We start from the raw sequence: 22,155 nt of genomic DNA, 5'->3' as shown, positions 1-22,155 counted from the left end.
CTTGCCTTGCGGTCGTGGCCTTTTGCCACCACCTTCCGGCTCACGTGCGCTCATTGGCTCTGCTCACCCGGGGTTCGACAGCGTGTAGGTTTCGCGGATGACCGCGTGGCTGGATTTGAACTCCGATGAGTTGATGATTCCGAAGGCCACGGCTTCGCGCGTCATGGATCCCTCGCCCAACGGTCGGGCATAAGTTTCGAGCCCCGAACCGTCCGCGGGACGGTTCAGAAGCAGCAGAAACAGAAAACTGATATAGGCGCGGTCCGTCAGGCCAATCGTGGCAAACTTGGTTTCGAACTCGTCTGAGTGCATCATATGTATGATCATGTCTGCGAGTTTGGTGTCTCCACTTTCAAGCGCCGCAGACCACTGATCCAGGCTCGCCGCGTCGCCCTCGTGGCCAAGGATGAGGCAGTAGGCGAAGCGTGCCTGCCGAACGTGCATGGACTCGCCTGTGGCCGCGATCTCGGTATCGCACTTCCGATGCGGCTTGGGCACTGGTCGCGGGCCGCGGGTGAGGTCACGCACCGTCTCGTAGGCAGGCTTCGGCTCGCCGGCCGTCCATTTGCCATCGGAGGCAGCGGCGAGCCTCACCAATCCCATATTAGCCTCGAAGCTCGGCGCCCAGTAGGTTTCGTCGAACAGTTCGTAGATATGCGCGGCCTCGACGTCGTACTTCTCATTGAGTTCGAGAAGCCGTGTCATTGCATTCTTGATCCCATCCGCCTGCTGCCGCTCGCTGCGCTGACTTCCATAAGGATTGTTGAATTCGGTGACCCAGATCGGCTTGCCATAACCAGAAATTTCGAGGAAAGCCCATTCTGGGTCTTCGCCGTACATGTGCCAGACCGAGATGTCCCAGGCGATCCCGTCCCGCTTCATCCGCGCGAACGCACCGGTGTGGCCCCATCCGGCAGTGCCCATCGCCTTCCTGATGCCCGGATCGACCTCGGTCATGCCGTCAGACAGTCCCTTGAGGGCGGCGCTCACCTTCACCCACCGCGGGCCGTAGTAATCGAGCTCTCCCGTTCCTCCGGCAGGTCCCCATTTACACGAATATTTCGAGCCGTCGTCGCGATTTTCGCACGGCTTGAGGATGGCGTAGTTCTCCATCTCATTGCCGAGTTCCCAGACGCGGATGTCGTTCTTGAACCTGGTGCCAAGGGTGACCGCCAGTTTCCGGGTCTTCCCGTAGAGCTCGTCCGGGCTGTCCTTTTCCAGATCGATGGCCGCGGGGGTGATGACGGGCAGGATCTCGATCCCTCGCGCCTTTCCGGCGTCGACAAGGTGGCCAAGGATATCCGCGTCATCCTCGCCCGTGACGTTGACCCGGTATGATTTTAGGCCGAGATCCTTGATAAAATCGAGCTGCCTTTCGATTGGGATCCCCGGATAAGATATTACCGGATGGCCGTTGACGCCCCACAGGACGTCGGCGGATGCCGGCGCGGTTAGTGCCAGCAGGCACGCCATAGCTTTTGCGTAACGAATTAACATGGCAACCGGACCTCCTTGCCCTGACTTGAGACCGGGATATTCGAGGACTTTGCTTGGGTCAGGCAATTCGCACATACGGTTGAGTAATGGCCCGCGCTACCCCTTTCGGGGGTCGTCTCCTAACCGTCGCTGCTTTGGCAGCCAGCCAGAATCCCTGTGCAGCAGGGTGGCTCGGAAGGGCGAGACTCTACAGGACTTCGGGTCCTGGTTCCTCCGCGCCCCTCTCCAGGGCGTAACCGACAGCAGGCCAAAAACCAGCAACCAGTCGTCATTTGCAATTGACCGCGACCGCAAGAACAGATGGCCCTTGCCGTCCTCTGCAAGCTCAGCTTGTCTTTGTCAGCGGGCAATCGGCTGAGACGTATCCCCGTTATGGTCTCCCACTCCGTGGAGCGAGGGAACCGGTCAGGGGCGCATTGCCTGGTCATATGATTTCGCCATGCAACAAAAAAGGTGGCCGAGCCTGGAGCTTGGGCAGCGAAGATACAATGCATCCCTCAGGATCACCCGGTTGTCTGTTACACCCTTAGGTGGTTGCTCCTTCAACATATTGGGCGGCATGACCTCCGTCCTCAATTGTTAGAATATCCCCGCGGGCGCAGCGCCCGCCTGCTGGGAAGAGGGATAAGAATGCCTTCGGTAAAACGTGCATCCCTCATGAGCACGGGTGAACGCTACGTCGTGCTCGTTACGAATTTTGTCACTGCAGCCGTAGTCTCCCGAATATTGACACCTGAAGAAATCGGGCTGTCGGTGATCGGCATGGCCATCCCGGCGATTGTCTGTCCGCCAGGGAGTTCTCCAGTTCTAACTTCCTCATCCGCGTGACGAACTGAGCCGCGAGGCTTCGGCTTCGCCCTTTCGTTCGAGCATGCATTCGGGGGGATTGTTGGCTCTGGGGGGTGCGCAACAGCATTGATTCTCGCCCGACATCCGCTCTTTGACGAGACAATGAAGACCATCCGGTATTCCGGCGAGCCAAGCTCAACCCGCGAATGAATCTTGCGCATAGGAGGATCTATTGGCTTCTTCGGCAACACAAGGCTCTGCGATCGTCCTCATTTGTAACGAGAACTACCTCCTGCCCACCTTCTCCACGGCTCTTTCGGCTGACCGCCATACAGCGACTAATGTTCCGGTCTATATATTCGTGGTCAATTCCGATCCCGGATGGGCCAGCCAGTTCGACCGTGCGGTGGCGGGCACCAAGATCAGGATAGTGGCGGTTCAGCTGCCGCAGCTCGAGGAAGCAGCTCGGTTCCACCGCGACAGATACCTGCCCCCGATCACACTGGCGCGGTTTTGGCTCGACGGGTTGCTCGACCAGGAGATAGACAGGTTTTTCTACATCGACGGAGACACGATGGTCGACGCAGAGTTGGATAGCCTCTTGGCTATGAGGCCTCCCCCTGGAAGGATCATGGCGGCCCCGGACGTAATCCGTATGTTCATGGACGAGAAGAGCCGGGGCAAAAAACGCGACCTCGCCTATCTTAACGGCCTGGGCTGCGACGCGGACAGCTACTTCAATGCGGGGGTGATATACACGTCGCGCGAGGCTTGGAACAGCATCGTTCCGCAGGCACTGGAATTTCTAGTCGAGCATCCCGAACTCTGCCGCTCCTCAGATCAGAGCGCGCTGAATCACGCCGCCCGCGGCCGCGTTGCCATGCTGCCGCTCACGTACAACTACCAAAGCGAGCACATGATGATCCTCGATCCGCGCAGGAACGGGTTCGCCCCGGTCGTTTGGCACTTCACGGGCGGGCCCAAGCCGTGGGATAGGTCGGGGTGGCCTTGGGGCGAGTATTTCAACCGGTTCTACCGGATGGCAGTGCTGCAGCTCATGGACTGCCATGTGAAGCCGCCGAAGCCGCCTGAGGCCCAGGTGCGCGCGGGGGTTTCGCACAGGCGGCGGACAAAAAACAGGCTCAACTGGGTCTACCCATGGCGCAAGATCACGAGGAAGGGAAAGATCCTGCGACTTCTGTCTGCCGGATCCCTTTGAAGCGCATCGAGTCTCGCAAGATTCTCGCGGCGTGTTTCAAGTCTCTGTTTGTGCAATGCTTGCGGTTTGCACCCTGGTCCGCTGCACCTAGCACTCGGTCCCCACTCCAGGTTTGGGCGCAAGGAGAGGCACAAATCCTTGATGTCGAAGATGCTCTGCCGACCGAGTTGACCGCTGCGGAGCCGCCGCTTGGACAATTGGACACCTCGAACCCGGCGTTTCCAGAGTGGGTGGTGCGACAATGAGGTTGCGAACAGCCTGGCGCGCGGCGGGGGCTGGATTTCGGTCGTTGGGACTGATGCTGGTTGCCGATTTCGGCATCGCGGCGGCGTTTTCCGCCGCTCTCGCCGTCAGGCGAACGCAGTTCGCCCTTGGTGCCAGACGAAGCGGGTGAGACTGTAGGCGAGGTTGGCCATGCCGATCTTGGTGCAAGCGCGAGCGATGCCGATCGTGCGGACAAACAGGCCCATGCGGGATTTCTGCTGCGCGAAGACGTGCTCGACGAAAGCGCGGATCTTTGAGCGCCGGCCATTGGCCCGTGCCATCGCCTCGCTCATCGGCCGGCCTTTCGTCGAGCCGGTGTTGTTCTTGTCCAGCACGTTGCGAAGCTGCGCCCCGTCCCAAGCCGAGGCGCCGGTGACGTTCCAGCCGCGGATGAAGCCGTGGGGGCGATCGATCGAGGCATGGTTTTTGTAGCCGAAGGCGGGAACGGCGATATCGCGCTGCTTCGTCTTTCCCTCCTCATCGGCCTTGGCCTTCGAGAACTTCACGGTCCAGCGCGCGTCCCGGTCCTTCTGGCGCAGCTTGGCTGGTTTCTTCTGCCACTCGTCCGGCACCTTCCTGCCTTGATGTCAGCCTTTTCAGCATCGGAATTGCGTTGCTTCGGCGCCACCACGATCGTGGCATCCACGATCTGGCCACCCATCGCCAGATAACCGGCCTTGGTGAGGTGCTTGTCAAAACGGGCGAACAGGTTGTCCACCGCCCCGGGCCTGCGTGAGGTGCTCCCTAAACAATCAGATCGTCTTGGCGTCGGGCACCTTGTCGCCGAGCCCCAACCCGAGGAAACGCATGAAGGAAAGCCGGTCTTGGATCTGAAACTCGGTCTGATCGTCCGAGAGACTGTAGAGCGCCTGCAGAACCAGGACCTTGAACATCATGACCGCATCAAAGGGCAGCCGGCCGCCTTTGGCGCCATCGGAGCGCTTCAGCGCCTTGGCCAGCGGTTTCCGGAAAACCTCCCAAGGCACCACCGCGTTCAGCTTCTCCAGTGGATCGCCGGCCGCGCTCAGCCGGACATAACGCTCGTCAATGTCCCAGAATCCAGCCTTGGCCTCGCGTGACGGACTGCCCGGCGCGAGAATGTCGTCGAGCAACGTATCATAAAGTAATCTGCTCGCGTCTTGATACAGACGGGTATGAAAAGAAGAAGATTGATAATTCGGCACCCGTACTGATGTTCGGAATGACTACATCGACGCTGGGCACGTTTGCCAACTTTGCGATGATGTTGCCAGCGTGTCCACGTCGGCGCAGCAGACCACCCCCATTGCTTCTTATTCGCCCGCTATTCAAGTCACAGCCTGCAAATCCAGCAGGGGGCTCTCGGCAACTCTGCGCTCTTCTCGGGCTAGCGTCCACTCAGTCAAAAGTGGAAGGTAGCTACCGCTAATTTGGGGCCGGCTATTGGAATTTCGGGATGGTATAGTTTGGCGCTGGGCAAATGACATAGGTTCCAGAGCGCTGTGAACGGGAGTGATACATGTCCCTGAGGGTCGGAGACTGGGTGGAGGTGCGGTCCAAGGAAGAAATCCTTCTTACACTCGACAAGAATGGTCGCCTTGAGAAGCTTCCTTTTATGCCACAAATGTTTCGATATTGTGGTCTCCGCTTTCGTGTTTATAAGCGCGCGCACAAGACATGTGACACGATCAACGGTGCTGGCGGTCGTAAGTTATCGGGCGTCATCCATCTTGAAAACCTGAGGTGCGACGGCAACGCGTTTGGAGGCTGCCAGGCGGCGTGCCTGGTTTTCTGGAAGGAGGGATGGCTTAAGCCTGTGGCCTCGCCGTCCTCGAATGGAGCTGTCTCGCTTCCGACTAAGATGGCGGACGGAAAGGGTTGCACAGAAGGGGATGTGCTGGCTGGCGCGCGCGCCAAGAATCAGCCTTTGTCGGGTGGTCCGAGATACTCATGCCAAGCCACAGAACTTCTGGAGGCGACTACCCCTCTTCGTTGGTGGGATGTTCGCCAATACGCGGAAGACTACGCATCGGGAAATGCCGGCGCATCGCGCCTCTTCGCCGGGTTCGTCTACGCAACGATATTCAGCTACTATCATTACACGCGCCGTTTAGGCCTCACCAGGTTATCCGTGGGTGTCAGCTGGGTTTATGACAAGGTGCAGCGCCTCTACGGTGGTGTTCCTTTCCCGCGACATCGGGGATCAATTCCTGCCGGCCAGCCAGTTCCGACTGTCAAGCTTGATCTCCAACCCGGCGAGTTGATCAGGGTTAGATCTTATGAAGAAATACTCGCGACCTTAGATACCGACAACAAGAGCCGGGGTCTTACTTTCGATGCGGAGATGGTTCCCTATTGTGGCCACATCTTCAAAGTCAGATCACGCGTGACAACGTTCGTTAATGAACAGACCGGACTTATTAACAGGCTTAGAGGGCCGGCCGTTATCTTGGAGAAAGCCTGGTGCAATTCGCGGTATAGCGGTTGCCGGATGCAGTGCCCGAGAGCCATCTATCCTTGGTGGCGGGAGATATGGCTCGAGAGGACTTCTGGCGACCGGCCTGATCAGAAAATGCATGCCCAGGCCGCTCAAACGGAGACACGGGCGCATGCAGCCAGTGATACATGACCGACAAGGCCCTGACTGCGAAAGGCGAGCGTCGGAACATCAAGAGCGAAGCCATTCAAAGTGGCGTCGTCAGGATGGTGAGCCAGGGCGCGAACCTGATGCTCAAGGTGGGCTACATTGCTATACTGGCACGCCTGCTCAGCCCTAATGATTTTGGTCTGGTCGCCATGGTGGTGGCACTCACAGGCGTTTTCGATGTCTTCACCAGCGCCGGGCTTTCCTCCGCGACTATCCAAAAGCATGAGATTTCGTTTGAGGAGGTCTCGGCACTGTTCTGGATCAATATACTGGTCGGGATCCTTCTGACGCTGCTCTGCGCTGCGAGTGCCTACCCCATCTCCGCCTTCTACCATGAGCCGCGCGTGCTCTGGATCACAATCGCGATCGCTCCAGGTTTCCTGCTTAACGCGGCCGGCGTGCAGCATGCCGCTCTGCTGGAGCGCAGTCTTCGTTATGTCACCCTGAGCGGAATCGACACGGGCGCCCTGTGCCTGGGCATTGTGGCCGGTGCGCTGCTGGCGTTCCGTGGCTACGGTCCCTGGGCACTGATCGCCCCGATACTTATCTCACCGGCGATCAACAGTCTGGGCTGCTGGATCGCCACTGGATGGATTCCTGGACTGCCTCGGCGCGGCGCCAATATCCGCTCGCTCTTGCATTTCGGTGGAATCGTCACGCTGAACGGCCTCGTCGTCTATATTGGCTACAATGCCGAGAAAGTTCTTCTTGGCCGGTTCTGGGGCGCTGGATCACTCGGATTGTATACCCGGGCCTTCCAGCTGATTGGCATTCCCACGGCGACCATCAATAACGCCGTCGGGGCGGTACTGTTCTCAGCGTTGTCGCGGATGCAGAACGATCCCGCGCGGTTACGGAACTTCTACCTCAAAGGATATTCGATCCTCATCGCGGCGACGGTACCCATCACAATGTTCTCGTTCCTGTTCGCACATGAGATCGTCACCGTAGTGCTGGGCTCGCAATGGACGGAAGCGGCGACTATCTTCCGGCTGCTCACCCCTACCATCTTGGTGTTCGGGATCATCAACCCGACATATTGGCTGCTTATCTCGACCGGTAGGCAGAAGCGCAGCCTGTATCTCGCCTTTGCCATCGCGCCTCTCGTCATCGTTTCCTACTGCATCGGGATTTCCTTCGGCCCCGAGGGCGTGGCCCTGAGCTACTCGACGGCGCTGCTGCTCTGGCTCTATCCCCACCTGGCGTGGAGCCTGCATCGTACGCCGGTTTCAGTTGGGGATCTGTTGCGGACGATCGCGAGGCCGTGGACGTCCGGTATCGTGGCCTCGGCGGGTGCGCTGGCGGTGCAGCGCTATCTCGGCCCGGAGGTTCCTTCGCTTCTGCGACTCCTGGCGGGAGGCGTGGTCCTGACCAGTATCTACACGTTCGTCTTGCTGTTCGTCTTGGGGCAGTTCAAGCTGTTCCAGGATGTGCTGCTGAGCTTCCGGCGCGAAGCGGGGGCCGGTGCTTGAAAGCTGGCCCGCGCGCTATCCCTCGGTCGCCCGGCATCATCCACTAGCGATGATGCGGTTTGTGCGGCGAAGAACGCGATGACCGAGCGATGGCAAAACCCCCATTTGGTTGAATGGCTGCTCCAGTCAGAGATGGACCGCTGCGACTATGGTATGCCTCGACCCCCGGCGCCTGAATTGCTCCGTACTGGATCTGATGAGTCGTAGCATGCGGTGAGAGCCTCAGCTGTTAGCGGAGGGAACTAGGGCATTGAATTCATTCCCACCGATCGCACCGCACCCGCGTCTCGAGATCAACATAACAGAACAGCTCGCCAGACCATTCGTCCGCCGCGCATACTTCGCTCTTCGAATCTCTCCCGAGACACTGAATGACACTCACAGCCTCGCTGCGAGCCATTTGTTCAACAGCTACTAGCTAAAAATTTTCAGACCGGAACTTGCCTTCATCAATTTCAGGGCCGGTTGGAAGACGCCGGGTTCGTTTCCAGCTTGCATAGGACATTAGCTCAATTATCGATCTGGCCCAATCTGCAGCGCTCGGAGTGACTCGCCGCTCTTTCAGGTCCCTCAAAAGCTCTAGAGCGGCGTCCCACCGGCCCATTAGTGTCCATTTTATAGCTGAGCGCATCATTCTGGAGCGCATATATTCCTTTTTTCTTCGAAAGGTCGGCTCGTCCCAGCATCGGAGACCAAATGTGCACAAAAGATCAAACCCCTCAACCAAGGTTTTTAGCCGATTCGCACCAAGCTCCTGGCTTGTGAGCGAATTCAGGTGCCAACGCGTCCAGACGAGGGGGTCATGCAAATAGGCGATCTTGCTACACAGTGAAATGCGGGCGACCGCGGCAAAGTCAAAATGAACGGGGGCATCCTTGAAAAATTCGGCGCTTTGAGTGTCCTGATGGAACCGAACAAACAGATGGTGATAGGGTAACCAATTGATGCTTCCATCTAGCATCTTGCCCACAATCTCAATCCCGTCAAAGACGCTCTGGTCTGAACGCAAATTCGCGCGGTGCACTTTGTCCATGAAGACATCATCGCAAAGGACGACCCCAATTCTATCGTCAGATTCCGCGACCGCCACGAAGCGCGAGATACAATCACTTCGCATCAGGTCATCGGCGCAGAGAAATTTCACATAAGACGTCTCGGCTGGAACAGCGCACAGCGCCTTGGTCCAATTTTCCCGCACGGGAAGTAAGTTTCCGTTGCGGAAAGTGATTAACTCGACGCGTTGGGAGCGAAATCGATCGATGATTTCTGGCGTATTGTCCGTGCTACAGTTGTCAACTATTACATGTATGAGTCTGTCATAGGTTTGCTGTTGAACGGACTGCATCGCGGCTTCGAGATAGGCGCCCCCATTGTAAACAGGCGTCACCACAGCAACCAGGGGTCGACCCGACGCACCGCCGTTTTTCACGCCACAACCTTCTGCCAGTCACCATAGGAAACCCACAATTCGGGTCCCCAAACTGCGAGCACAAAATGAGCTTCGTTGCGGTAAACCGAACCCAGGCTTGGGTTTCCTGGCTCGTTTTGCCCAACACTCAAGCCGGTCAACTGCCGAACTCCCCGAAATCGGCGTCGACCTGAATCATCAGTTCGAGGTATTTCCACGCGATCCACCGCCAGGAATAACTGTTCGCCCTGGCGTACCCCTTCGTGACCAATCGCTGCCGTAAATCTGGGGCGAGCATCAGCAGGCGGACGGTTTCGGCCCACGAATCGACGTCGTCGGGATCAGCGTAGAGAGCGGCATCCTCACAGATTTCGGGAAGACACGGCGAGGTCGAGGCCACCACCGGACAGCCTGACGCCATCGCTTCGACGACGGGTAGCCCGAAACCCTCGATCCGTGACGGGAACAGAAAGCACAGGGCGCCTTCGAGCGCCTTCTTGAAGTCGTCGTCTCCTATGCGGCCAAGGAGGACGATGTTCCCGGGCAGTTCCGGAACGTAGCGCAGGACGGTGGTCTCGTCGACATCGCCTGGCATCCAGAGATCGAGACCCATCTCATCGAGCAGCGGGGCCAGCCTGGCGAGAAGCCCCATGTTCTTGTATTCCTGGTCCCGCCTGCCGAGGCAGAGGACATATGGCCTGCTGCGATCGACAACCAGTGAGGATTTCGCTGTATCCCATCTCTTTGCATGCTCGCTGCCGTTGTATGTGACGACGATGTTTTCCGCCGGCGCGATCCCGAATTTGACAAGATGGCTGCGCGAGAGTTGCGAGACCGTCGTAATGCGGGCGGCTCGCCTGCCAAGTGCCGGCAAGATCAGTCGGTGCGCCCATCTGAAACCCCGCCCGTAGCTCGACGGCATGAGCCTGGTGTGCATGTCATGGATGCACGCGATCTGACGCTTCAGTACGACGGGAGCGAGATTGCAGAAGCTCAGCAATCCTCCGGGCACGTGCCAGGGCAACTGCGCCTGCACCCAGAATTGGGGAAGTCGCGGCAAGTTGAATTCGGGAACGACTCGGGTGGAGATGGCGTTGAGGCGGAAAGGTTCGGAAAGCGGACGCGGCACCACGAGATCGATCTCCAGATCGCGACCAAGCGGGTGTCCTTCCGAAATGAGCGCGTCGAGAGCCATGGTCACCTCGCTGGCGTAGCGGGCTATTCCGGTCGCCCTGAGCGTGGTGAAGTCGCCGTTTATCGTCCAACGCCGCCTCGCAGTTTCGCTGTCCGCCCACGTCCGGCCGGGGTGCCCGACCAGATATTCGGGATCTTCGGCAAGCGATCTCGCCAGCACTGTGTCGGCGCTGTTTCTGTTCACCTGTTTGGGCCGTCTTGGTGGCCACTTTGTCGTATCGGTTTCGAGATTGCCCATGTCGCTCCCCCGCCCTTTCGGCGTCGCGAGCCAGACTAGCATTCTCGGGGGTGCAAGGGTCCTCAGACGTTTGAGGTAGGCACACTATCCTCTCGCCTATCTGGATGATTCCCGGTCAGCCCCGATGACCCAATGGCCGTGATGACCGCCCGTCTTCGCGGCTGCACACTGAGGGTAAAAAAGGGGAACACATGGCACGGCGTTGGACGATAAATGGGCGTTTTCTTTCCCAACCGACGACAGGCGTCCAGCGCTATGCGCGCGAGGTCGTCCGTTCGCTCGACGCTTTGATCGCGGAACAGGAGCCTCTCGCCCGCGGTCTCGAAGTCGGACTGCATTGTCCGCCGGGGTCGGGCGACATCCCCCTCGTTTCCATCGAACGCCGCGAGATCGGCAGCAGGAGGGGGCATGTCTGGGAGCAGGTGCAGCTCCCGTCCTCGCTAGACGGCAGCGGACTGCTCAGCCTCTGCAACACCGGACCGCTGCTGTCCCACAAGCACATCGTCTGCATTCATGACGCAAACGTCTGGAACGCTCCGCAGAGCTATTCCATCGCGTTTAGAATAGTTTACAAGAATCTGTTGCCATGCCTCGGTAAGACGGCGCGGGGTATTTCGACGGTTTCCGATTACTCGTTGGGCGAACTGGTCCGCCGCCGCATCATCCGGGAGCAACAGGCTTTCGTAGCGCCAAACGGCCACGAGCATGCTTTGCGGTGGAAGCCTGAACACTCGGCAGAGACACGCCTGGCGGCCTCGCGGGAAACCATCGTTATGATCGGCAGTGCCGCACCCCACAAGAATGTGGAGCTCATCCTGAACATGGCTGACCATCTTGGCGAGGCCGGACTCAGCATCGCGATTGTCGGGATGTCGGATTCCCGTGTTTTTAGATCACCATCAGCCCGAGCCGAAGCCCGAAACATCCACTGGCTCGGGCGCATTTCCGATGGCGAGTTGGCGGCCCTCCTGAGGGACTCACTGTGTCTAGCTTTCCCCTCCCTTTCAGAGGGCTTCGGCCTCCCGGTCCTCGAGGCGATGGCGGTCGGCTGCCCTGTGGTGGTTTCCGACCGCGCCAGCCTGCCGGAAGTCTGCGGGAGCGCAGCCCTGTTTGCACCTCCCGACGACCCGGAAGCATGGTTCGAAAGCTTCGTGCAGCTTCACAGTTCTCAGGCCTTGCGACTCCAGTTGATAGGCAAGGGCAAGGCCAGAGCCTCGGCATACAGTTGGAGGGCTACGGCCTTACGCTATCTCGAGGTAATGGCTGCCGCCGACGGTATCGATACGGAAACGAGGGTCGTCAGAGCGCGCGAACTTACATGATCTGGTGAAGTGCCTGGACAGCCCCGAGCGATTCCAGGATCGCGCGGTCGAAGTTCTCTTCGGAGAAGCGTCCTGCATTCCTGGCGCAGGCGCGGGACGTGATGGCATAGCTGTTCTCTTCGAACCATTCGACTGCCTCCTTGAGGTGATCGACAGTTTGAGCCTTGAACAGCACTCCTGTCGGTTCGAGGGATGATCCAAGGCGCTGCACGATGTCTGCCGCCCCGCCGCGGCCGAAGGCAATCAGTGGCGTTCCGCAGGCCTGTGCCTCGGCCAGCGCTATGCCGAAATCCTCGCAGCCCGCAAAGACCATGGCCTTTGCCCGCGCCAAGCTGTCCACATAGTCTTTCCGAGGCAGATAACCCGAGAAGGTGACGTTCGGGCCGGCAAGCGCTCGCAGACTGGATGATTGCTGCCCTTCGCCAACGATGACTAGCCGCCGCGACGGCATTTCGTTGAAGGCCCGGATGACGAGGTCAGTGCGCTTGTAAGGGGCGAGGAAGGACGCCGAAACGTAGTAGTCGTCCTTGTCCTCCACACAGGGCAGTTCTCCCAGAGCGACCGGCGGGAAAACGACGCGTGCCTGGCGCCCATAAATGTGCTGGATTCGGGAGCGGACGTAATTCGAATTCGCCAGCATCATATCCGGGCCGTGCGCGGTTCTCGTGTCCCATGTCCTCAGCCGATGGAGCATGTACCGATAGAGCATTCCCTTGGGACCGAAACCAAGCCGCCCTTGCTGAAGATAAGAAAACTGCTCGTCCCAGGCGTAGCGGACGGGGCTGTGCACATAACAAAGGTGCGGTTGGTCCGGCCTGGTGATCACGCCGCGCGAAAATGCTGCCGACGACGAGATCACTGCGTCGTAACCTGTCACATCGAACTGTTCGATCAGGAAAGGACAAAAGAAGAAGAGAGACCTATAGAATTTGTGCACCATCGGTATGCGGTTGGCTGCGGACGTATGGAATTCTACGTCGCGGAAATATTTCTCCTTTATATCGGCTGGCAAGAAATCGAACAGCGTGAAGACTTCGGCATTAGGAAACTGCTTGCAAATTTGCGCTAGAACCCGTTCACCTCCCCGGAAATTCGGGCACCAGTCATGAACGACCGCGATCTTCGCGTACCTGTCGACGCCAAGCCCCGGCCCGGCGGGCAACTCCTCGATGGGCACGTTGACCTTGGCCGTGATGGCCAAATCGGAAGAGCGTTCGTGGAGCATGGTTCCCCTAGCCTCAGCAGGCCAGCAGTTTCCATTCCGTGTTATGGCTCCGGCAAGTTGTCCGATCGGTTACAGGCTGATCCGGGTGCATGCCTACCTAATACATTTGGCTGTGGGCATTCACCCGCAGTACTCACAAAGCCTGTGTCCGGAGGTAGGCCAAGCTCCTGCCGTCTCCTTTTATGCAGGCTGTCTCGGTCCTCTCGTCGGCTTACGGTCCGCTGGAACCGAAACGGGATCCAGCATGAGACTCACCGTAATCATCCCGACTCTTGGCCGCAGCGGACAGGTCGCGCGCCTGCTCAGATATTTGGGTGGCCAGACGAGACTTCCCGACGAGGTGATAGTGTCGGCGCCCGACGCCGCGCATGTCGAGCTGCCGGAAAGCTGTCCTTTCCTTTTGTCGCTCGTTTTCGGGCCGATAGGATCGTCTGCCCAGCGGAACACGGCTCTTGTACCTTCCCTGGAGCGCTTCGATATCATCACATTCTTCGACGACGATTTCGTTCCGTCCGCCGAATACCTGGAGCAGGTCGAGAAAGCTTTCGTGGAAAATGACGGATGGGCGGTGGTGATGGGCATAGTCGTAAAGGACGGGGCCACCAACGCGGGACTCACCTGGGAAGATGCTGAAGCCGTCCTGCGGGCAAGCGAGGGCAAAAAACATGATGGACCATCGGTGGTCGATCATGTCGGTGCATACGGATGTAACATGTCCCTCCGTTCTTCCTTGGTGGGCGGTTTGCGCTTCGACGAGCGCCTCGTCTTGTACGGCTGGCAGGAAGACATCGACTTCACCAGCCAAATGAGATCCAAAGGCCGAGTGGTCTGCGTGACTTCAATCAGGGGCGTCCATCTCGGCATCAAGACAGGGCGTGTCAGCGGAGAGCGGTTCGGATACTCCCAGGTTGCGAATGCGATCTACCTGATCAAGAAGGGGACTGTTCCGGCCTCTTTCGCGCTTCCCCTGATGTTCAGGAACATAGCGGCCAACCTCGCAAAGAGCCTGTGGCCTGAGCCGTTTGTCGATCGGAGGGGCAGGCTCAGGGGCAACATGCTCGCGATCCGTCACGTGGCCACAGGACGGATCGAACCCGAATACATCTTGAAAATCTGATGTGGGGAAGACAATGCGAAAATGGCTGGTCAGGGTGGTGGCGGCTTCACACGTGGCCGCGGCCTGGCCCTTGCCGACGGTGGCTGCCGAGTATCTCCTGGGACCTCAGGATAAGGTCAGGCTCAAAATTTACGAGTGGCGCGCATCACGCGATGTGATCTTCGAATGGACGGCTCTCAACGACGATTTCGTTGTCGGCGCCGACGGCACGCTCTTCCTGCCATTTGCGGGCCAGATACGCGCGCAAGGCACCGCCCCCGGCGACCTCGCCCGCGCGATCAGCGACCGCCTGATGCAGCAGATGGGCCTTGGCCGCCAGCCGGATGTCGCCGTCGAAATCATCCAGTACAGACCCTTCTACATAGTCGGCCACGTCACGCAGCCCGGCGAGTTTCCCTACAGGCCCGGACTGACGGTGCTGCAGGCGGTGGGGATCGCGGGCGGCCTGCGGACACGCGAGGAAGATGTCTTGAGACTCGAGCGTGAGGTGATCGCGGGCCAAGGTGACGTGGGATTGCTGGCGCTGACCAACGTCAGTTTGCTTGCCCGCAAGGCGCGACTGGAATCCGAACTGGCTGGCAGCAACGACATCTCTTTCCCTGCAGAACTGAAGAACAGGGCTTCGAACGAAACGGTCGGGTTGACGATGGAGCAGGAGCGCAAGATCTTCGCTTTTCGCAAAGACGCGCTGACGACGCAACTCCGTGCACTTCACGAACTCAGGGAGTTCCTGGAAAAGGAACTGGTCTCGCTCAAGAAGCAGCTGACTTTCCACGACAAACGGGTCGAACTCGTCCAGAAGGAGCTCGCCGGGGTTTCGACCCTTGTCGAGAAAGGGCTTGCGGTTGCACCGCGGGAATTCTCTCTGGCGGGAATGGTCGCCCAGATGCAAAGCGACAGGTTGGCTGCCGAGACCTCGCTCTTGCGGGTCAGGCAGGAGATAAGCAAGACTGACATCGAGATCCTCGACCTCAGCAATCGCCATACCAGCGAGGTCGCCGAGACTTTGAGGGAGACGCAGCTACAGCTCAATGAAGTCGCCAGTAAAACCGACACCGCAGTACAGTTGCTGCACGAAACCGAGATCACGGCCCCTGCTCTGCTCGCCCTCAGGGAACGCTCCGAAAGGGCCAAACCGATCTTTAAGATCGTGAGGACGTCCGACAGCGGCACGGAAGAACTCACGGTTGAAGAAACGACGCCGATCGAGCCCGGCGATACCGTGAAGATCGAGATCCCACTGCCGCGGTCAGGCTTGGCTGCGCTGCCTGCAGGCGGCAGCTCTCAGGCGGAGCCGATAGCGGTTCTGGACGCCAACTGATCAAGTTCTATGGTCCAGCGTGGCCTTCGCCTCGTTCGCTCGTTGATCGGTCCACCCACAGAATTTGACGCCTTGGCGTGAACCGGGCACTTGCCATGTACTTTGAGGCCCCCTATCAGGGAGCCGTCAAACGCGACAGAAATCACCACCCTGACTGAACCTTCCCTGCCGCAAAGAGCCAATTGGTCCCGCGGATACCGGTGGAGATATTGGTGCTCATAAGTGTAGTGGCCGTATCGGCGGTCGGCGTTATGTTGGGAGTGCGGTTCAAGGCTCCCGCCCTCATTGCGGCGACCGCCCTGCTGCTGATGGGGAGTTTTGTCTGGAATACCCTAGGGCTGCCGGGCTACGTGACCGTCACCAAATTCCTGATCCTGGCATTCGCATTGGCCTGCACTTATATCGCAGGTCTGTTCCTTTCGGTGCACCGGAGGCGGAACGAACGGTGATGTTTGCGGACTTCAGCAAGCTCTGTCGATGCGAATGACCGCAAAGACGGTCCTGAACAGGATCACGACGTCGACCCAGACCGACCAGTTCCGCACATACTGGCTGTCCAGCGCCACGCGGTTGGCGTAGTCCATGCTGCTTCTTCCACTCACCTGCCACAGGCCAGTGAGTCCCGGCCGCGTCCGAAGGTATTCCCCGAGGTGGTCGCCGTACCGTTTGAGTTCGTCATTCACGATGGGCCTCGGACCCACACAGCTCATGTCGCCGCGGATGATGTTGAAGAGCTGGGGGAGTTCGTCCAGACTTGACTTACGAAGCATCCACCCAAGGGATGTGACGCGAGGATCGTCCCGGATCTTGTGGGTTTCCTCCCATTCCAAGATGACTTCCGGATTGGCTTCGAGATATGCTTTTAGAACTTCTTCCGAATTGGCAACCATCGAGCGGAACTTGTAACAATTGAACGGTTTCCCGCCGAGGCCAACTCGGCTGTGCGAAAACACTGCCGGGCCTCCCGCCGTCACCCTGATCAGCAGGGCGACGACGATCATCACTGGCGCGGCAATCACAAGTGCCATGACCGCTACGACCAGATCCATGATCCGCTTCAGGAGACCTCCCAAGGGAGGTTCCGTCGCTCCTGTACTGGTGGCGGGCGACAGGTCTGTCAACACTGTCCCGGCACTGTCCTGGTCGGGCGCGGGAATAACGTGCAGTGCTATTGTTCGGCTGTCGGTCGCCGCCAGTCGAGATGACTCAACCCAGATCGGGGTTCCCTGATGCGACGGCTTCTCGACGGCATTCGTTGTCATGGGAGGGTCGCTGTTTCGAATTGTTCTCCACACTTTTCCAAGGTCGGGGCTCGTCGGCAAGAAAGGCAAAGGAGGTAGCGTCGCGGTCCGGAACTATCCCCCTAATCCCATGCTAATCCCAAGGACTGATCCCCCACACGCTTTTTGCGACTTTCGAAGGAGAATGCCTCGCCATCCGTTCATGCTTTGCGGTGCTTGGCGCGCGCCTTCGTCAGAAGCACGCCAAGGACGGGCGTCCTGCTGGCCTGCAGCGTCCTGACTAGTCCCCGCAACGTTTCGACGTGTATCTTACCCCACTCGGCGACGATGACCACGCCGTCCAGGACGGATCCGACCATCAGCATGTCGGCTCCCGAGGCAAGTGTCGGCAAGTCGAAGATGACAATGTCGTAGGGGGCAATGTCGCAGGCGGCAAGGTCCAAGAGAAACGCCTCCATGTTACGTGGTGCCAGCAGGTTCTTGGCCTGCACGACCGAACTTGGAAGCAGGTCGAACGACCGCCCCGGAGCGCAGACGATGTTGAGCCGGACAGGATCTTGGAACGGTTTGTCCAGGGCGCCCGATGGGCCGAGTAGCCGCTTGGTCATAGCCGGCCGCCAGACGTCGGCGTCGATCACCAATGTCTTCAGGCCGGACATCGCGTAAAGCGTGGCAAGATTGCTGGCAACGGAACTCTTCGAACTGTCATTGGATACAGCGGTTAACCCAAGCAATTTGATCGGGTGGTTGGTTTCCGCAAGGCTGATTTCGGTCCTCGCTTTCCTGAGGCTCTGGCTGTATCGGGAGTGCGGATATCTTACCACTTCGTCGACGTGGCCGGATGCCCTCCTCCTGCTGATGGCCGGCAGTTCTCCGACGCATTCAATACTCAGATTGTCCCGGATGTGTCGGGGCGACCTTACGGTCCAGTCGAGCGTATGCCTTACCAACGCAACTCCGATCCCGAGAATAAACCCGGAAACCGCCGCGAAAGCCAGCATCAGCTTCGGCCTTGGAGCGCTCGGATAGAGCGGCGCCGTCGCAGCCGTGATCACCCTTGCGTCTGCAACCGGGTACGACTGCTGGCTCACCGAGTTGGTGTAGGCCTGCAGGAAGCTCTCGTACATCTTCCGGTAGGTTTCGGCAGTCACCTCAAGCTCCTCAAGCGTCGGGACAGCGTTGGCCCGGTCCGCCTCTTTGGCTTCTTTGCCGACGCTGTAGTCGTGCCTTGAACGGAACTCCTGCGCTGTCGCCATGGCCTCGTTCATCTGAGTGCGCAGCTGCCGAAGGCGCTTTTCGAGCCATGCGCCGCCTTGTTTAGCAGCGTCGGCCTTGGTTTCGATCTGCTCACGCACGAAGGCATCGGCCGTGGCGTTCGCAATTCTGGCTGCGCCCTCGGGATCAAGTGAGGTGAAGGATATGTTTATGGCATAGGAAACGCCGACTCTGCGGATGTCGAGGTCTTGGCGGAAAATCAACATGGTGCGCCGGGACTTCTGGTAATCGGTCAGCATCGCAGGCGTCTCAGGCACGTCCAAGCCAAAAAACTCCCAAAGCGGGGTGAGCCAAGCGCTTTTCTGGAGCCCGAAAGCTTCAACCAGGATCGCTTTTATTTTCCTGATTCTCTCCACCAAAATCGGAACCTGTGGACGGTTGAACTTGGGATCGTCAACGAGCTTCAACTGATCGAGGACCATCGCCGCGATCTTTTCCGACTGCATCACTGCGATCTGGCTTTCCACTTGGGCAGTGTCCAATGACAGATTGACTTCGCCGCCCTCCTGCAGGTGTTGCGGCAGTTTCGGCTCGATCAGGATCTGCGTGCTGGCAGTGAAAGCCGGGTCGGTGGTCAAATTGTAGAACCAGGCCACCAAGACAGCCGCGGCAACACAGGCGATGATCGTTCCGATATAGCGCCTCAGAAATCCGGTTATGTCGGCGAGGCCGATGAACTCCTGGCTGGCGGAAGCCTGCGGGTCCGTTGTAGAGGCCCATTGGTGGGGGGATATGCGATCCAATCAACTTCTCCAGCACGCGTGCGGAAAAATCCTGCGCGCACGCCGTCTCGATGCAGGCGGTCCATGGCATCCGGCCGATGTTTTCATGAACGCGAAGGCCCGGCGTTCCCAGAGTGCCGCAAAAGGCTACCCCTGCGCCAGGAAAGGTTAAACGCCCCCAATGGGCGTATGGGCCTACGCCCTATGGGAGGAGAGAATGCGCGGTAGGCCTCGTTCTCGATCTGTCGACAAATGATATTTGCGGTTTCCACGAGACCCGCCGTCCGCGGTTGATCGCTACATCCCGCGGTGAGCGTATCGATCTTCGTGCACATACGTTCCGGGTCTCGCCTTTTCGATCGCCTCCAGGGCGAACGGCGCACAGTCCATCATCCTTTCTTCGGACGGGGCGGAGTTCCGCGGATGCCGTTGGATTTCCACTTGAATGCCTTCGAGAAGGCGAGCCAAGCGTGCGAAACGTCTTTCGTCGACATTCTCGCGGAAAGGAAACCGCGGGCCGTGGCATCTTGCAGCGCATCCTTGTCGTCGGCGCCCGAGCAGAGTGCAGCTTCGGGAATACACCGCCACGCTTGGACGCGTCATCATTTCGGCCATCGGCAAGCATGCTCCCATTGGATGAGGGGGCGCGAACCAGCGTGTTAGGACTACTCGAATTCACGAGGGGGCCTGCGCCCGGCAGCGTGCTAGGGCTGTTCTGCGCAAGAGCGGAGCAAGATGGTGCTGGTCTCCGGCGCGACGTCGCGAGATGTTCGAGGCTCTCGAAATCCAGAGGTCGGAACCTACAATCAGACATTTTGAGAGGACTGGACCATGCCGGAGCGGATCGTAAGTTTTGTCATGAGCGGGGGCGTCGGCTCACGGCTGTGGCCGCTCTCGCGCGAAGACAATCCCAAGCAATTCCACGACCTTTCGGGCGACGGCTCCATGCTTGCGAAGGCTGTCCGGCGCCTCAAGGCGCGGAAGGACGGCGAGACGCCGATCTACCTGATAGCTTCCGAGCGGCATGCCGACCGTGTTATCTCGGACGTCGGTCCGCTCGGCCTGAATGGCGGCAGACCGATTTTCGAACCCGTCGGCCGCAATACCGCCGCGGCGGCGGCCATAGCCACTTTGCAGACGATCTCCGAATATGGCGGTGACACGCTTGTGCTCGTGGTCCCCTCCGACCATCAGATATCGACCGAAACGCAATTCTGGGAAACCGTCGAAGCGGGCGTACCCGCCGCCGATTCAGGAAGCATTGTCATTTTCGGCATCAGGCCGACGCATCCCGAAACCGGGTACGGCTACATCGAGGTTACGGCAAATAGTGACGGCGGGGCCGCCGTTTCCGTTTTGCACTTTGTCGAAAAGCCCAATGCCGAGACGGCCCGCAAATACGTGTCTTCGGGAAGATTTTACTGGAACGCCGGCATCTTCCTGTTTCGTGCCGACACGATGCGGAAAGCATTTATCGATTTCCGGCCGGACATCTGGGATACCGCGGAACGGGCCTATAAGGCTGCACGGACCGACGTCTTGGGCATCTACCTGCCCCAAGGCTTCTATTCGGCTGTCCCGTCGACGTCGATCGACTACGCAGTCATAGAGCATGCACGCGATATTGCGATGGTTACGGCTTCCTTCCGCTGGAACGACCTTGGATCTTGGCAATCGCTGCTCGAAGCCAGCCCGACGGACTGTGACGGCAATGTCGTAATGGGAGACGTCGTCGCCATGGATTGTGGCAACTCCTATCTTAGAAGCCAGGGCAGGCTGCTGACAGTCGTCGGAATGAAGCACGTTGCCGTGGTGGCGACACCGGACGCGGTATTCGTTGCTCCTGTCAGCCACAGCCAGAACGTGAAGAAAGTCGTCGAACAACTCGAGAAGAGCGGACGCCTTGAAACGAAGTTCACGGCGTCGGAATACCGGGTCATCATTAGCGGATCATGGCGCAAGCGCGTCGAGCACTGGCTCTTCGACGAGACCCTGCCGTTGTGGTCCACTGCAGGTGTCGACGATGCATATGGCGGCTTCCACGAGGCTCTTGGTTTCGATGCAAGGCCGTTGGGCAAACCCAAGCGCATGCGGACGATGGCTCGTCAGATTTACGCCTTTGCTGTGGCCAAAGAACGCGGCTGGGTCGGACCGGCCGACAAGCTCATCGAACACGGCATCGACTTCATCGCGAAACACGGCCGCACCGATCGCGGCGGCTGGGTGCGCACCCTTAATTCCGACGGCAGCGTGGCTGACCCGACGGAGGACGCCTACGACCATTCCTGCGTGCTCCTGGCGCTTGCCCATGCTCACCGATGCGGCCATCAGGACGCCCTGCAGCTGGCACAAGAGACGTTCCATTTCATCGACACCCATCTCGAGGACGTCAGCCTGAACGGCTTCCTTGAGACCCCCGGCTGGAAGGGGGTGCGGCTCTCGAACCCGCACATGCACATGCTGGAATCCTTCCTTGCCTGGCACGGCGTCACCGGCGACCGTGCATATCTCCGTCGGGCGGCACGCGTCGTCGATCTCTTCCGGTGCCATTTCTTCGACCAGGAGAGCTGGACGCTTGGGGAACATTTCGACGTTGATTGGCTACCGTTGCCGGGAGACGAGGGACAGTGGACCGAACCAGGGCACCATTTCGAATGGGCCTCGCTCCTCGTCGAGTTCGCGCGGGCAAGCGGGCAGAAAGACTTGGCAGCCTACGCCAGGAAGCTCTATTCGTCGGCGATCGCCAGCGGATTGAACCGGGCGACGGGCCTGGCTTATGCAGCCGTGTCGCGGCAGGGAATGCCCTTCGACCGGCTCTCCCGCAGCTGGCCGCAATGCGAAGCCGTCAAGGCGGCCGTCGCCCTGGACGGCATCGGCGGGCCCGATCTGAAACCCGAGATCGAAGCTCGTGTCGCCCGCCTCTTCAAATGGCATATCGATCCCGCACCGCTTGGCTTGTGGATCGACAGGATTGACGAGCGCGGAAGGTCACTGGCGACTGAGGTCCCCGCGAGCATTTTCTACCATCTCGTGACGGCCTTGATGCAGTATCTGGACAAGACCGGAGGACAAGTCGAACCATTCCCGCTACCAGCTTTGGATATGAGCAAGGCCGTTCCGAAGCAGGTTTGCGGCTGACCCAACTGTCCGCCATGTGCGAACGCTAGATACTGCGCATGGCGGCGCGACTGGGGTCAGGGAAAACCGCGCCCGACTTCGGCCCAA

14 protein-coding genes and 2 pseudogenes are annotated in these 22,155 nt (G+C 59.2%); 9 read left to right on the top strand and 7 right to left on the bottom strand.

All coding sequences use genetic code 11. The features are described from left to right. Window positions 1–63 precede the first annotated feature (63 nt). The gene (locus NKH90_RS11070) at window positions 64–1,473 is read right to left on the bottom strand and encodes a DUF4214 domain-containing protein (RefSeq protein ID WP_352819356.1); all 1,410 of its coding nucleotides are present in this window, start codon (window positions 1,471–1,473) and stop codon (window positions 64–66) included. A gap of 1,045 nt (window positions 1,474–2,518) precedes the next feature. Between NKH90_RS11070 and NKH90_RS11065 the strand changes: the two genes are divergently transcribed. Further along, on the top strand, window positions 2,519–3,505 hold the full coding sequence (locus tag NKH90_RS11065; protein ID WP_352771898.1) for a glycosyltransferase family 8 protein: 987 nt from the start codon (window positions 2,519–2,521) through the stop codon (window positions 3,503–3,505). Between the two features lie 350 nt (window positions 3,506–3,855). On the opposite strand, the pseudogene NKH90_RS11060 reads toward NKH90_RS11065, so the two are convergent. Then, window positions 3,856–4,869 (bottom strand): annotated as a pseudogene (locus NKH90_RS11060) (IS5 family transposase). A 398-nt stretch (window positions 4,870–5,267) separates the two neighbouring features. On the opposite strand from NKH90_RS11060, the gene NKH90_RS11055 reads away from it, so the two are divergent. Next, window positions 5,268–6,377, top strand: coding sequence for a hypothetical protein (locus tag NKH90_RS11055; RefSeq protein WP_352819355.1), 1,110 nt, complete (start codon window positions 5,268–5,270; stop codon window positions 6,375–6,377). Beyond that, window positions 6,374–7,867 carry a lipopolysaccharide biosynthesis protein gene (locus NKH90_RS11050; protein ID WP_352819354.1) on the top strand — a complete coding sequence of 498 codons (1,494 nt, stop codon included), beginning with the start codon at window positions 6,374–6,376 and terminating at the stop codon, window positions 7,865–7,867. Before NKH90_RS11055 ends, NKH90_RS11050 begins: the two co-directional genes overlap by 4 nt. 418 nt (window positions 7,868–8,285) lie before the next feature. On the opposite strand, the gene NKH90_RS11045 is transcribed toward NKH90_RS11050, so the two are convergent. Further along, on the bottom strand, window positions 8,286–9,296 hold the full coding sequence (locus tag NKH90_RS11045) for a glycosyltransferase family A protein (RefSeq protein WP_352771904.1): 1,011 nt from the start codon (window positions 9,294–9,296) through the stop codon (window positions 8,286–8,288). 136 nt (window positions 9,297–9,432) lie between these two features. Next, window positions 9,433–10,653, bottom strand: a complete 1,221-nt coding sequence (locus tag NKH90_RS11040) for a glycosyltransferase family 4 protein (protein ID WP_352819353.1) — start codon at window positions 10,651–10,653, stop codon at window positions 9,433–9,435. A 245-nt stretch (window positions 10,654–10,898) separates the two neighbouring features. Between NKH90_RS11040 and NKH90_RS11035 the strand changes: the two genes are divergently transcribed. Next, window positions 10,899–12,029, top strand: coding sequence for a glycosyltransferase family 4 protein (locus NKH90_RS11035; RefSeq protein WP_352771908.1), 1,131 nt, complete (start codon window positions 10,899–10,901; stop codon window positions 12,027–12,029). Here the strand turns inward: NKH90_RS11035 and NKH90_RS11030 are convergent. Further along, entirely contained in the window at window positions 12,022–13,254 is a 1,233-nt protein-coding gene (locus NKH90_RS11030) for a glycosyltransferase (RefSeq protein ID WP_502898813.1), read from the bottom strand. The genes NKH90_RS11035 and NKH90_RS11030 overlap by 8 nt on opposite strands. A gap of 244 nt (window positions 13,255–13,498) precedes the next feature. Between NKH90_RS11030 and NKH90_RS11025 the strand changes: the two genes are divergently transcribed. The 4 genes and pseudogenes from NKH90_RS11025 (at window position 13,499) to NKH90_RS11010 (ending at window position 16,141) form a co-directional block, all read left to right on the top strand. Next, complete coding sequence (locus tag NKH90_RS11025; protein WP_352771912.1) at window positions 13,499–14,371, top strand: glycosyltransferase family 2 protein; 873 nt, start codon at window positions 13,499–13,501, stop codon at window positions 14,369–14,371. Between the two features lie 13 nt (window positions 14,372–14,384). Beyond that, window positions 14,385–14,783, top strand: a pseudogene (locus NKH90_RS11020) (polysaccharide biosynthesis/export family protein); the annotation flags it as partial. A 3-nt stretch (window positions 14,784–14,786) separates the two neighbouring features. Beyond that, the gene (locus NKH90_RS11015) at window positions 14,787–15,692 is read left to right on the top strand and encodes an HlyD family secretion protein (protein ID WP_352819505.1); all 906 of its coding nucleotides are present in this window, start codon (window positions 14,787–14,789) and stop codon (window positions 15,690–15,692) included. A 212-nt stretch (window positions 15,693–15,904) separates the two neighbouring features. Continuing rightward, entirely contained in the window at window positions 15,905–16,141 is a 237-nt protein-coding gene (locus NKH90_RS11010; protein WP_352771916.1) for a hypothetical protein, read from the top strand. 12 nt (window positions 16,142–16,153) lie between these two features. Here NKH90_RS11010 and NKH90_RS11005 read toward each other — a convergent pair whose 3' ends face one another. After that, on the bottom strand, window positions 16,154–16,954 hold the full coding sequence (locus tag NKH90_RS11005; RefSeq protein ID WP_352819349.1) for a sugar transferase: 801 nt from the start codon (window positions 16,952–16,954) through the stop codon (window positions 16,154–16,156). A 179-nt stretch (window positions 16,955–17,133) separates the two neighbouring features. Continuing rightward, window positions 17,134–18,951 (bottom strand): GumC family protein, encoded by a 1,818-nt coding sequence (locus NKH90_RS11000; protein ID WP_352771919.1) that lies wholly within the window; start codon window positions 18,949–18,951, stop codon window positions 17,134–17,136. Window positions 18,952–19,761: 810 nt separating this feature from the next. Between NKH90_RS11000 and NKH90_RS10995 the strand changes: the two genes are divergently transcribed. Continuing rightward, window positions 19,762–22,068, top strand: coding sequence for an AGE family epimerase/isomerase (locus NKH90_RS10995; protein ID WP_352771921.1), 2,307 nt, complete (start codon window positions 19,762–19,764; stop codon window positions 22,066–22,068). Window positions 22,069–22,155 lie beyond the last annotated feature (87 nt).

Source organism: Mesorhizobium sp. M0898, assembly GCF_040319695.1.
Taxonomy (GTDB): domain Bacteria; phylum Pseudomonadota; class Alphaproteobacteria; order Rhizobiales; family Rhizobiaceae; genus Mesorhizobium.
This window is presented reverse-complemented; position numbering and strand designations above follow the sequence as displayed.